The sequence below is a fragment of the Flavobacterium sp. genome (genome assembly GCF_013823965.1).
Taxonomy (GTDB): Bacteria; Bacteroidota; Bacteroidia; order Flavobacteriales; family Flavobacteriaceae; genus Flavobacterium.
Genome location: NZ_PNNA01000054.1, coordinates 1 through 12,767, shown reverse-complemented (window position 1 = coordinate 12,767; position 12,767 = coordinate 1). Strand labels below are relative to the sequence as shown.

11 protein-coding genes and 1 other RNA gene are annotated in these 12,767 nt (G+C 34.7%); 7 read left to right on the top strand and 5 right to left on the bottom strand.

Going from position 1 to position 12,767, the window contains the following annotated elements:
• Positions 1-51: 51 nt before the first annotated feature.
• The gene (locus C0430_RS05940; RefSeq protein WP_290866541.1) at positions 52-747 is read right to left on the bottom strand and encodes a hypothetical protein; all 696 of its coding nucleotides are present in this window, start codon (positions 745-747) and stop codon (positions 52-54) included.
• Between the two features lie 53 nt (positions 748-800).
• Here C0430_RS05940 and C0430_RS05935 point away from each other — a divergent pair, with 53 nt between their 5' ends.
• Together C0430_RS05935 and C0430_RS05930 are read left to right on the top strand one after the other, a co-directional pair.
• Positions 801-1,619, top strand: coding sequence for a DUF3822 family protein (locus tag C0430_RS05935; protein WP_290866535.1), 819 nt, complete (start codon positions 801-803; stop codon positions 1,617-1,619).
• A complete protein-coding gene (locus C0430_RS05930) occupies positions 1,616-2,200 on the top strand; it encodes an RsmD family RNA methyltransferase (protein WP_290866530.1) in 585 nt (194 codons plus the stop codon). The genes C0430_RS05935 and C0430_RS05930 overlap by 4 nt, the downstream gene beginning before the upstream one ends.
• A gap of 101 nt (positions 2,201-2,301) precedes the next feature.
• On the opposite strand, the gene rnpB is transcribed toward C0430_RS05930, so the two are convergent.
• Positions 2,302-2,626: RNase P RNA component class A (gene rnpB / locus C0430_RS05925), an RNA gene on the bottom strand.
• Between the two features lie 118 nt (positions 2,627-2,744).
• Here rnpB and C0430_RS05920 point away from each other — a divergent pair.
• From C0430_RS05920 to C0430_RS05910, 3 genes are all read left to right on the top strand, one after another.
• Positions 2,745-3,071, top strand: a complete 327-nt coding sequence (locus C0430_RS05920) for a hypothetical protein (protein ID WP_290866525.1) — start codon at positions 2,745-2,747, stop codon at positions 3,069-3,071.
• 146 nt (positions 3,072-3,217) lie between these two features.
• On the top strand, positions 3,218-4,303 hold the full coding sequence (gene dnaX, locus C0430_RS05915) for a DNA polymerase III subunit gamma/tau (protein ID WP_290866520.1): 1,086 nt from the start codon (positions 3,218-3,220) through the stop codon (positions 4,301-4,303).
• 89 nt (positions 4,304-4,392) lie between these two features.
• Positions 4,393-4,956: a DNA polymerase III subunit gamma/tau gene (locus C0430_RS05910; protein WP_290866514.1), complete on the top strand. Its 564-nt coding sequence runs from the start codon at positions 4,393-4,395 to the stop codon at positions 4,954-4,956.
• A gap of 96 nt (positions 4,957-5,052) precedes the next feature.
• On the opposite strand, the gene C0430_RS05905 is transcribed toward C0430_RS05910, so the two are convergent.
• The 3 genes from C0430_RS05905 to C0430_RS05895 are packed head-to-tail and all read right to left on the bottom strand — an operon-like array spanning position 5,053 to position 8,568.
• Positions 5,053-5,943, bottom strand: coding sequence for a Ppx/GppA phosphatase family protein (locus C0430_RS05905; protein ID WP_290866636.1), 891 nt, complete (start codon positions 5,941-5,943; stop codon positions 5,053-5,055).
• Positions 5,944-6,003: 60 nt separating this feature from the next.
• Positions 6,004-8,076: a polyphosphate kinase 1 gene (gene ppk1, locus C0430_RS05900; RefSeq protein WP_290866508.1), complete on the bottom strand. Its 2,073-nt coding sequence runs from the start codon at positions 8,074-8,076 to the stop codon at positions 6,004-6,006.
• 6 nt (positions 8,077-8,082) lie between these two features.
• Entirely contained in the window at positions 8,083-8,568 is a 486-nt protein-coding gene (locus C0430_RS05895) for a histidine phosphatase family protein (protein ID WP_290866502.1), read from the bottom strand.
• A 557-nt stretch (positions 8,569-9,125) separates the two neighbouring features.
• On the opposite strand from C0430_RS05895, the gene C0430_RS05890 reads away from it, so the two are divergent.
• Positions 9,126-9,713 carry a hypothetical protein gene (locus C0430_RS05890; RefSeq protein ID WP_290866495.1) on the top strand — a complete coding sequence of 196 codons (588 nt, stop codon included), beginning with the start codon at positions 9,126-9,128 and terminating at the stop codon, positions 9,711-9,713.
• Positions 9,714-9,743: 30 nt separating this feature from the next.
• A partial coding sequence (locus C0430_RS05885) for a hypothetical protein (protein WP_290866491.1) occupies positions 9,744-12,767 on the top strand: 3,024 nt, incomplete at its 3' end.

The window sequence follows — 12,767 nt, the reverse complement described above, 5'->3', positions numbered from 1 at the left end:
GTTCAAAGATAGTCTTTATATGTAGCAGGAAAAATTTAAATAGAAAATTACCTATTTATAAATGTCATAATTTTCAAATAGAACAACACCAAAATTTTTCTTAGTTAAAATTTCTTCACCCGTCTTAATTATAGCTTCTGCCTTTGGACTTTCATCAGGATTCCATCCAAAAAACTCCATTCCATCTCGATGCAAAAACCAATTTTTCTTTGATTTATCATACTTAAAAGTAATTATTTTTGACCATTTGTCGTTACCTCCAACAGTATAATGCTCAACAGAAAAAAAACCGTTTTTAATTTTTACTCCTAAATAAGAATCTCCGTGAATTGCACCAGAACAGTCAATACACAAGACAGCATTGTCGTTTCGAGCTTTCAATTCCAGTTTATTATCCGAATTACCTATTAAAATCAATAAAGGTCTTTTTTCAGGTTTGTTATCGCTATAATTTGAAGTAGTTTCTTCATTTTTTTTCTTTAAGACAAGTATGTAATCATCAAAACTGTCATTATTCAAATTCCCTTTTACAGTATCCATTATTTCAAATTTTTGAGGAACAAACTTTAAAAGTTGATTTTTGTAATTTGTTATATTATTGCTTTGCGCGGCAATATTTAATGACAACAATAGAGTAATGATGACTAACTTCATTTTATTTATAATTGCAATTGACATACCCAAATATAAACTTTTTCTTCCATTAACTTGATTTTTTCTTTTGAAGTTGATTTTTGAAATTAGCATTGATATTGACTTTTGACATTGCTATTGAATTTTTAATTTGTAAGTTTGCAACTATGTCCATTAACACTACCATTACCGATAAAAAATACAAAAAACTCTCGCTTCAGGTTTCCTTGACGGGGCTTTCGTTTTGTGTTTTTGACACCTTGAATAATGTGATACTTTCTGTGAATGAAGTGCATTTTGACACTTTTCACAAAGCCACCAAAATTGAAGAATTGTTTGCCGATGCTTTCAATAACAATCCGGAATTAAAGGATACTTATGACGAAATATTGGTAATTCACAACAACAATCTTTCGACTTTTGTGCCCGAACCATTGTTCGACGAAAACTTTTTGGGAAGTTATTTACAATACAACACCAAGGTTTTTGAGACCGATTTTTTTGCTTTCGACGAAATTCCGAATTACCAAATGAATACGGTTTACATTCCATACGTGAACATCAACAATTTTTTTATTGACCAATTCGGTTCTTTCAATTACAAGCACGCCAACAGTATTTTGGTAAGCAAACTTTTGGAGACTTCCAAAAACAATGACGACAAAAAAATGATCGTGAATTTCAATCCGGGTCATTTTGAGATTGTAGTCGTTCAAAATCAAAAGTTGCTTTTATTCAATTCATTCGAATATCAAACTCCAGAAGATTTTCTGTATTATCTGCTTTTCACGGCCGAACAATTGAACATGAATCCCGAGAATTTCAAGTTGGAATTATTGGGAAGCATTGCCGAAGAAGATGCTTTTTATCAATTGGCCTACAAATACATTCGAAACGTATCCTTGTTTGACGTATTGAATTTGCAGCAAAAAAATTCCTTTTCGACCGCCCAAAACCAGAAACATTTTATTTTATTCCAATCGTGAGAATCATTTCAGGTAAATATAAAGGAAGACGCATTTTTCCGCCCAAAGGACTACCCGTTCGCCCAACGACCGATATGTCGAAAGAAGCCTTGTTCAATGTTTTGAACAACCATTTCAGTTTCGAAGGCTTGAAAATACTGGATTTGTTCGCGGGAACCGGGAATATCAGTTTCGAATTTGCCTCTCGTGGCAGCGCTCCGATAACTTCTGTCGATGCCGATTTTGGTTGCGTGAAATTCATCAAACAAATTGCTGCCGAGTACGATTTTGACATTGCGGCGACCAAAAGCGATGTTTTCCAATTTTTGGAAAGAAACAAAGCGACTTACGACATTATTTTTGCCGATCCGCCTTATGGTTTGGACCAAAAAACATTCGAAAAAGTGGTCTTGACCGTTTTCGAAAAAGAACTGCTTCAAGAAGACGGAATGATGGTAATCGAACATTCCAAATACACCAAACTCGACCATCTACCCCACTTTTCGTTCCAGAAAAGTTATGGCGGTTCTTTTTTCAGTTTCTTTGAAATTGAAAATTCCGAGGAAGAAATGGAGGATGAAGAGGATTTCGAAGAGGAATAAATTTCTACAAACCCATTCAAAAAAATTAGCCACTGATTCACAGATTTTTTATTTTATTAAAATCAGTGAATCAGTGGCTAATAAAATTTAAACCTATTCATAAAAAAAGCAGACCTATAAGCCGGATTCTGTCACCGATCCCGATAGCTATCGGGACGATGCCTTATCATTTATCTAGGCGCGCAATTGCTCACGTGCTCCATCTTTCTACCCTTCGACAACGGACGAGAAGCCCTTAAATGCCGATATACTTGAAATTTCACCGCATAGAGTTTACCTGGTTTCACTACAGCATTACCTGTACCTGCTTTCTGTTGCACTTGTCCTAATCCGATTGCTCGAACCGACGGCTGTTAGCCGCTATGCTTCTCTGTGGTGTCCGGACTTTCCTTCCCGACGAGTCGGGACGATAAGGCGGTCTGCGGTGCAAATTTAGCATAATAAACACCGTTTCCAATATTTAAGTTCTCCACTTTAACAACTCTTTCACAACCACTTAATAATAAAATAGTTACCTTTAAGCATCAACTATAAATCCATTATCATGAAACCTATCTATCATTATGCTTCTGTTTCCGAAGCTTTGGAACAATTGAACAAAAAGGGTTTCATCCACGATTTCAATCTATTAGATGAAACTATCCGAAAAAATCCGAACAATTATGAAATAGAACACGTGTACCGCTACGAAGGCGATTCGGATCCTGATGAAGAAGCGGTGGTGTATGGCATCACCTGTAATTCGGGTGAAAGAGGCGTTTATGTGGCCGGATTTTCGGCAAACTCGGAAAACGAAGCTTCCACAGTTTTGGCCAAATTATGCATCGAAGGCAATAACAAGCAATATAGAACTTTGACTTCTACAAATTAAAAATTACAATATTTCATTGATTATCAACATCCTGTTGTTTATTGTCCTAATTTATATCTTGGCAAGGAAAAGATTTTATCCAAATTAACAATTTAGAGAATAAATAAATCAACTAAAATCCTATATTTGCTATCCAATAAAAATCTATGGAACAATTTGTAGTATCGGCTCGTAAATATCGTCCGCAAACATTCAAGGATGTTGTGGGACAAAAAGCCATTACCAGCACTTTGTTGCACGCCATAGAAAGCAACCACTTGGCTTCTGCCCTATTGTTTACAGGCCCTCGTGGTGTCGGAAAAACGACTTGCGCCAGAATCTTGGCACGAAAAATCAACCAACCCGGTTATGATGATCCGAATGAAGATTTTGCTTTCAATGTTTTCGAATTGGATGCCGCTTCAAACAACTCGGTAGATGATATTCGTAATTTGATTGACCAAGTTCGTATTCCGCCACAAACCGGACAGTACAAGGTGTATATTATTGACGAGGTGCATATGTTGTCTTCGGCCGCTTTCAACGCTTTTTTGAAAACCTTGGAAGAACCGCCAAAGCACGCCATTTTTATATTGGCCACAACCGAAAAACACAAAATTATTCCGACGATACTTTCTCGTTGCCAGATATTTGATTTCAAAAGAATTACCGTAAAAGACGCCAAGGAACATCTTGCCGATGTGGCCGAAAGTCAAGGGGTAAATTTTGAAGATGATGCCCTACACATTATCGCCCAAAAGGCCGATGGTGCGATGCGTGATGCTTTGTCCATTTTTGACCGAGTGGTTTCTTATTGTGGCAGTAATTTGACCCGTCAAGCCGTTACAGAAAACCTGAACGTGCTGGATTACGAAACCTATATCACGATTACCGACTTGATTTTGGAAAACAAAATCCCGGACTTATTGGTCGCTTTCAACGATATTTTGTCCAAAGGATTTGATGCGCATCATTTTGTTGCCGGTTTAGCTTCGCATTTCCGAGATTTGTTGGTTTCCAAAACGCCTTCGACTTTGGCTTTATTGGAAGTTGGCGAACAAGCCCAAAAGCTGTACGCCATTCAATGCCAAAAAGCTTCGCAAGAATTCTTGCTGAAAGGAATTGAAATTGCCAATGACTGCGATTTGAAATACAAATTGAGCCAAAACCAGCGATTACTTGTCGAACTTTGCTTGATGCAACTGGCCTCCATCTCCTTTGATGGAGAAAAAAAAAAGTTGAGCAATTTATAATTCCTCCCACTTATTTTAGAAGAACCGATTATTCCATAGTTGAAACCAAGCAGGTTGCAGATAGCAGAAGGCAGTCTTCAGATAGCAGTTTGCAGAATGCAGAAGTAATCGAGCCTAAAGTTGAAATCAACAATTCGGAGGTAGTTCGTACAACCGAAATCCCAAAACCGCCAACTATTAACATTTCGGAAGGTCCCAAATTTTCTGCTTTGTCACTTTCAAGCATTCGAGCCAAAAGAGAATTGCAGGAAAGCACCAAAGGAATCGTAAAAGAAGAAGTTCTTTTGCCTACTGAAGCTTTCAACGAAACCGACATGTTGTTGTATTGGAACAAATATGCGGAACGTTTAAGCGATAAAGGGCACAAAATAATGGAGTCACTTTTAAGGATAAGCGATCCTAAATTAGAAGGCACAAAAATCATTCACGAATTGCCAAATGATGGCTCCAAAATAGATTTTGAAACCCAAATACACGGACTTTTAGGTTATTTAAGAGGGCATTTGCACAATCACGACATCACGATTGAAATCCTGGTGAATGAAAAAATTGAAAACAAATTTGCTTTCACTCCACTCGATAAATTCAATAGATTAAATGAAATAAATCCCAATTTGGAGTTGTTGAAAAAGACATTCGATTTGGATATCTAATCTTTCTTTTACCAAAAAAACTACAAATTCGCCATTTGTGTATTTCTTTTGAAATATAAAAATGGTGAATTTGCGTTTGATTGATTAACAGTTGAATTAAATTTTCCCGTAGTACATTGCCTTGACGATACCATCGGAAAGTCCAATTTTGGGAACATAAATGTTTCTGGCTCCACTCCATTTCATGGCGTTGAGATAGATTTGGGTTGCAGGGATAATTACATCGGCACGATCGGGATTCAGCCCTAATTCCGTGATTCTTTGTTCGTATGTAAGCGAATTCAAGAATGCGTATTGAGAATTCAAATAAATGAAAGACAATGGTTTATCTTGTAATTTCCCAGACATTTTAAACAATTTATTGATGTTTCCACCAGAACCAATAAGAGTGACATCGTCATAATCTTTTGTGTTTTTGGTCACCCATTTTTCCATTTCTTGCCAAAGGACATCTCTCACCATTTCGTTCAATAAACGAACCGTACCCGCCTTGAATGATTTTGAGACGACGATTCTGCCACTGGAAAAAAGAGAAAATTCAGTGCTTCCACCTCCAACATCCACATAAAGATAGGTTTTGTCGGATTTCAGAAGATGATGTAAATCAGTTGAAGCAATGATTACGGCTTCTTTTTTACCATCAATTATTTCGATATTGATGCCCGCTTTTTCTTTAACAACATCAACAACTTCTTTGCCATTATATGCTTCTCGCATCGCCGATGTGGCAAAAGCCGAGTATTTTTCTACTTTGTTTACTTTCATCAAAAGCCGAAATGCATGCATGGCATCTACCATTCTGGAAATGTTTTCTTCGGAAATTTCACCTACTGTGAAGGAGTCTTGACCTAACCGAATAGGAACACGAACTAAGGAACTTTTGTTAAATTGTGTTTCTTTTCCATCTTGCTCAACGATATTTGTGATTAAAAGCCGCATGGCATTTGAACCAATATCGATGGCGGCGTATTTTTTTATTTTGAGCAATTTATTATTTAAGGAACTATTCATTAATTTGGGTATTTGTACAATTGAAAACTAGGGTGATTAAACAATATTGGCTAATTCCTCTATTTTATTTTGATAATATTTATAGGCTTCTAATTGTGCTCTAAAAATAGGTTCTTTTTCTTGGCGAACTTTGTATTTGTTATCTAATTTTTCAGAATGGTAGCGAGCTTTGACATTGCCATTCCAGCCAATATCGAAATTGTCGATCAATTCATTTTTAATTTCGGGGTCATAAATTGGACAGGTCACTTCTACCCTTCCGTCAAGATTTCTGGTCATAAAGTCAGCCGATGAAATGAAAACTTCTGTTTCACCTGCATTGCCAAATATATATATTCTGGAATGTTCCAAGTAATTATCTACAATACTAATGGCTTCGATATTTTCACTCATCCCTTGAACGCCGGGAATTAAGGAACAAATTCCTCTAACTTCGAGTTGTATTTTTACGCCCGCATTACTTGCAGCATATAATTTATCTATCATTTCAAAATCAGACAAACTATTCATTTTAAGTTTTATGAATGTATCTTTGCCTTCTAATGCATGCGCAATTTCCCTATCAATCAATTTATTAAATCGCGAGCGCGTGTAATGTGGCGAAACGATGAGATGTTTGTATCGATACAATCTGTAATTAATGTCAAAAAACTCAAAAATTTTGGAGACATCCTTTAATATGTGTTGATGACTTGTAAAAAGGGTGACATCCGTATAGATTTTGGCTGTTTGCTCATTGAAATTTCCCGTTGATATGAAACCATAACGTTTAATTTTGCCTTCTTCAATTCTTTCGATAACGCATACTTTACTATGCACTTTGAGTCCTTTGATGCCAAAAATGAGTTCGATGCCTTCCGTCTGCATTTGTTCTGCATAAGAAATATTGGAAGCTTCATCGAAACGGGCTTGCAATTCAATTTGAACGGTAACTTTTTTTCCGTTTTTGGCTGCATTTACAAGTGAACTTATGATTTGTGAATTTTTGGCTAATCGATATAACGTTATTTTTATGGTGGTTACCTTTGGGTCTAATGCTGCTTCACGCAAAAACTTGGTGAGATAAGAAAAAGTTTGGTATGGAGCATTTAATAAATAATCTTTTTTACTGATTTTTTCCAATAAACTTCCTTCGAGACTCAAACCTGGAATGGGCAATGGAACGTTCGTTTTGTACAACAAATCGAATCTTCCAAGATTTGGAAAATTCATATAATCCCTTCTATTGTGGTATCTTCCGCCTGGAATGATGCTGTCTGTGGAAACGATTTTCATTTTATCCAGGAAAAACTGAAGCGTGTCTTCAGCTATCAATTGATCGTAAATGAAGCGAACGGGTTCTCCTATTCGGCGGTCTTTTACGCTTGAAGCAATTTTTTCAAGCATACTTTTGCTCAAATCACTGTCAATTTCCAACTGTGCATCTCGGGTAATTTTTATCATGTGGGCCGAAACACTTTCGTAATCAAAAATATTGAAAATACTGCTCAAATTATGTCTAATTACATCGTCAAGCAAAATAACGTATTTTTTATTGTCTGTTGAAGGTAAAACTACAAATCGGTTTATTGTGTTAGGGATTTCAATAATGGCATAACGTATTTCGGCGTCTTTTTTCATTACCAATTTTATTGCCAAATAACCCACAGTATCTTTCAATACTGGAAATTCGGCTAAATCATTTAAAATAATGGTAATTAATTCGGGACTTAGTTTTTGGATAAAAAAATCTTTCAAAAATATTTCTTGCTCTATTGAAATGTCATTTTCATGGACCATGAAAATATTTTCCGTTTCCAATTTAGTCTCGATGCTATTTAATATTCTTAAACTTTCGGATTGTTGCTGGATGACAATTTCAGTAATGTCTTTTACTGATTGTTGCGCCGAAATTCCACCTAATATTTTCTGACCAGATTTACCGGACAAACTCAATCTTCTGATGGCGGCAAAACGAACCCTGAAAAACTCGTCTAAATTATTAGAGAATATTCCTAAAAAACGTAATCTATCCAAAAGCGGAACGGATTCATCTGCAGCTTCTTGCAGCACTCTTGCATTAAAGGTTAACCAACTTTTTTCTCTATCTATATATTTGTATTTAAGCACAATCGTTTATTTTATTTTTTTAGGGAATATTATTTTTTGGGTTTTGCCTTTAGCTATTTCTTCCCAATTATCTGTTGCGAATTCGAGTGAAACAAAACCAGATGTAGGAACATTTTCTATAAAAATGTCTCCAAATTTATTAACAAAATTTGTAATTGCCTCATTATGTCCGAAAAGAATAACGTTTTCAAAAAAATTACTACACGATTTAACCACCTTTTCCAATTGGTTTTCATCAAAAGTATAAAGTTCTTCTTTAAAAATGATGCTTTCAACTGGATATAAAATATTTTGGGCAAAAATTAGGGCTGTTTCCGAAGCTCTTTTGGCGGTGCTACTCCACATTACAAAAATTGGAGGAACATAATCTACACAATTTGTTGCAACTAGGTGTGCATCTTTTATGCCTCTTTGTTCTAATGGCCTATCAATATCTTTTAGTGGTGCTTCCCAACTTGATTTTGCGTGTCGAACTAGTATTAGGTTTTTCATATAAGGGAATATTTACTCTTGAATTGCATCCAATTAGGTTCAAGTATTAAGATTACAAATTACAAAATATATTTTGATTTACATATTTTAATCAAAATAAAAAAAACATATAAATTTCATTATTGTCAAAAATTTTAGACTACAAAAAAGGTATTGATATTGAAACAGCATCTTACAATAAAAAATCCATATTCTTTTAACAATTATCATAATAGTGATTTATTTTTTGTAATATTATACATATAAAATACAAAAAATATGCACTTAATCTATTATTTTTGCACTTAATCGATGTTTTTTAAGATTATTATACTTAGATTTGATGTACTAAAAATTTTAATAAAAAAAACTGACCTGTAATTTACATTAAAATTAACAAGACAAAAAAGGATAAAAAACAAAGTTAAATTCTAAAAAAGGAAGTTTGAAATGGCATAAATTATCCTTTTAACGAGTATTTAGGTTATTGGTAGAAAAAAAACATCAATGTTATACAATGTTGTTAGATTCGCAAACAAAAAAATTTTAGAATGGTAATTAATTTAATCAAAGACTTTATGAAAAAAATAACTCCAAATCTTATTATTGACCTAATAATCAATATTATTTCAATTCAAAGACCCGTTTATTGCTTTGCAAAAAGAGTTACAATAGTATTGGTTTTTACCTTCTTTTGCACTGCTGTTTCGGCCCAAAATGGGAATACTGTCACTCCAAAAATCATGGAAGTAAAATTATATATCTCTTCCTTGAAAGGAATCGAGCAAAATAATAATTTAAGTTTTTCCAATGCAAAAAATGTGGAAGATTTAGTCTATAATCTACAGCCTTCTACATACTTCATCGCTGGAGAGGCGAAAACGTATGGAGAAAATCCTAAAAACTTGTATACTGACATTGCTTCTTTAAATGCAATTTCTAATGCAAACATGCAAAAAAACAACATAGAAATCGTGATTGTTAAAATCAACAATGCAAACGATTTGAATTCGATAATTGATTTGTCTTTATTTTCAGATTTTTACAAGTTGAAATACATTTATATCGTATCGAGTGTCGCTACAACTGAACAAAACATTGTAAAAATGTTTCACAACTTCGAAGAACAATACAGTATTTTTTATAAAATTGAAAAAGGGGAATAGTTTACCATTGACTACTAAAAACAAATCATTATGAAGGAAATATACTTTAAATCAATAAATAATAAATTACACTATTTATTTATACTATTGGCTCTTTTTACTGGAAATCTTTTTACTGCTGAAGCGCAAGTTAAAAAAGTACCCACTCAAAGAACATCAACCTATTCACCTACAAAGAAAATATATAATATTCAAGGTGATTTTACGATGTTGGGAAATACTAACCTAACGCCGCAAAGTTATAACAATACTGTAAATAACAATAGTTCAACCATGCAATATGTTGATATTGACGGAGATCCAAATACTTGGAATTCATCATCATCGACCTTGGCATTATCTACAGAAAATGGTGCCGTTCCATCTTGCTCTAATATTATTTATGCTGGTTTGTACTGGACAGGAAAATCGTCAGCAAATTCAACTTTTACAGCTACTAAAAATATCCCTACAGGAAATAATATTTCAGTTCCAGTTGCATTGTCGAACGCAAGAATTTACAATAGTACCAATGTTATTACTCAAACTAATTATACATTAACAGTTACCCGTTCTGGATTAAATAATAATAGAACCATTATTTACGATTTCACTTCATCGGTTTCAGGAAATCCAAACGTAAAGTTTATTTATAAATATGATAACGCAACCAGTACTGGAACACTTTTTAAATCAATTAACAATGGTACTGAAACTAGTGTTGCAGTAAGCAGTATTGATAGTAATAATGCATACCTTGATACACCGTATGAAATATTTTCAGATTCAAATTATACCCTTAAGCTTAATAGATTAAGAAGAGATGGTAATAATTCAAATGTTAATAGCCCTACAAGTGCTTATGTTGATATCTCTTATGTAGATATTATTACTGAAACTATTACAGTTTCAAAAACCTTTGACAAAAGAAAAATTTCCTTAAAAGGACCAGGCGAAACATCCTATACGTCAATAACTGCAAATGCTAATGACATTTATTATCCATCAGGTACTGACGATGATATTTATTCTGCCTATGCAGAAGTTACAGATTATGTAAAATCACACGGTGTTGGTGCTTATTTTGCTGCCGATATGGCTTTACTTGAAGGAAATCCCGGTGGAACAGGTTATTCTGGTGGTTGGGGAATGATTGTGATTTACGAAAACTCAAAAATGAAATATCGTGACGTAACAATTTTTGACGGATATGCTTATGTACAAGCAAGTAACACCTCTGGTTTCACATTACCTGTTTCTGGTTTTAACACCGTTCAATCTGGAGCCGTTGAAATGAAATTAGGATTAATGGCCAGTGAAGGAGATGTCAATTTTACGGGAGATTATTTTCAAATTCAAAAAGTTAGCGATGCCAGCTACATGAATTTGAATCATTCTGGTAATAGTGCAACTAATTTCTTTAATTCTTCAATTATTGTAGGAGGGGCAAGAAATCCAAGTTTGCAAAATAATACCGGTGTTGATTTTAGTATGTTTACTATTCCAAATGTTGGAAATTCCGTAATCGCCAATAATCAAACTTCGGTTAATTTTAAATTTGGAACAGATGGTGATACCTACTCCATATTTGCAATTGCCATGGCCGTAGATGCTTATGTTCCAGTTGCTGAAGCGGTTATCGCCACACAAACGCTAAATGGAGCAACCGTATATGGATCAATAACTTCAGTTAATCCTGGTGATGAAATAGGTGCAAAAATAAACATTTACAATAAAGGAACTGAAGCTGTAAATAATGCAAAATTCATTATTCCAATACCTTATACACTGGATTTTGTGGCTGGAAGTTTAACAAAAAATGTGAATTTTTCTCCACTTCCTTCCCCAAACAATTATTATTTTGACCCTACTTTAGGTCCAAAAGGATCCATTGTTTATGATTTAGGAACATTGCCTTTACCAGCAGACCCAAGTACAATTCTTGGAGATTTTTCCTTTAAAGTAAAAGTAACTACTGATTGTGCCATCCTAAAAAATTCTCTTTGCAACCAAAATGTTTCTATCTACGGTAATATAAGCGGAACAGGAGCCACTACTGCCATTAATTTTACCGAAAAACCATTTTACGTTGGCTATAATTCCACAGGGGTATGTCAAGGCGAACCCATTTTGAATCCTCTCAACATAAGTATTAATTCATCAGCTTACGTAAATCAAAATTGTATTGACACACCTAATACTAGAGAATTTGTTTTTTGTACTCCAGATTCGACTATTCCAGTGACTGCAATAAGTTCCGGTTTTCCTTCTGGATCAAAATATTACAATGAATATCCTATCGTATCAGGAACCACAGAATATACCATATCAAATCCATTTCCAGCAACTTTAGGTTCTGCAAGCTATTATGCCGTTCCTCCTGGAGCCAGTGATTCATGTAGCTTTCCTTTTACAATTAAGGTTACTAATGTTACAACTGTACCAAATGCCACAACTGCCATTGAATATTGTCAAGGTGCAACTGCATCACCATTAACGGCAACAGCAACTAATCCAGCATATACATTATATTACTATAATTCTCTTACTGGAACTGCTCAATTAGAATTGACTCCATCAACAGCATCAGCAGGATCAACAACTTATTATGTTGCTGAAGCAGCTTCTGGTTCTTGTATTGGGCCTAAAAAAGCAATTGTTGTCACTGTAAATCCAATGCCAATTGCTCCAACTGTATTATGCTACCAAACAGCCACTTTCAATACGACTACTTGTGCTTGGGACGTGACTGGAACACAACCAGTGAAACCAGCATTGGCTTGTTACGAATCAGCTACTTTCAATACTGAAACTTGTGCTTGGGACGTGACTGGAACTCAACCAGTGAAACCAACATTGGCTTGTTACGAATCGGCTACTTTCAATACTGAAACTTGTGTTTGGGACGTGACTGGAACTCAACCAGTGAAACCAGCATTGGCGTGTTACGAATCAGCTACTTTCAATACTACTACTTGTGTTTGGGACGTGACTGGAACACAACCGGTGAAACCAACATTGGCTTGTTACGAATCTGCCACTTTCAATACTGAAACTTGTGTTTGGGATGTGACT

Excerpts from the sequence above, each read along its gene's own strand:
- C0430_RS05920 (WP_290866525.1), top strand. The coding sequence starts at position 2,745 with ATGAAACCTATCTATCATTATGCTTCTGTTTCCGAAGCTTTGGAACAA.
- C0430_RS05895 (WP_290866502.1), bottom strand. The coding sequence starts at position 8,568 with ATGAAAAACCTAATACTAGTTCGACACGCAAAATCAAGTTGGGAAGCA.
- C0430_RS05940 (WP_290866541.1), bottom strand. The coding sequence starts at position 747 with ATGCTAATTTCAAAAATCAACTTCAAAAGAAAAAATCAAGTTAATGGA.
- dnaX (WP_290866520.1), top strand. The coding sequence starts at position 3,218 with ATGGAACAATTTGTAGTATCGGCTCGTAAATATCGTCCGCAAACATTC.
- C0430_RS05890 (WP_290866495.1), top strand. The coding sequence starts at position 9,126 with ATGAAAAAAATAACTCCAAATCTTATTATTGACCTAATAATCAATATT.
- C0430_RS05935 (WP_290866535.1), top strand. The coding sequence starts at position 801 with ATGTCCATTAACACTACCATTACCGATAAAAAATACAAAAAACTCTCG.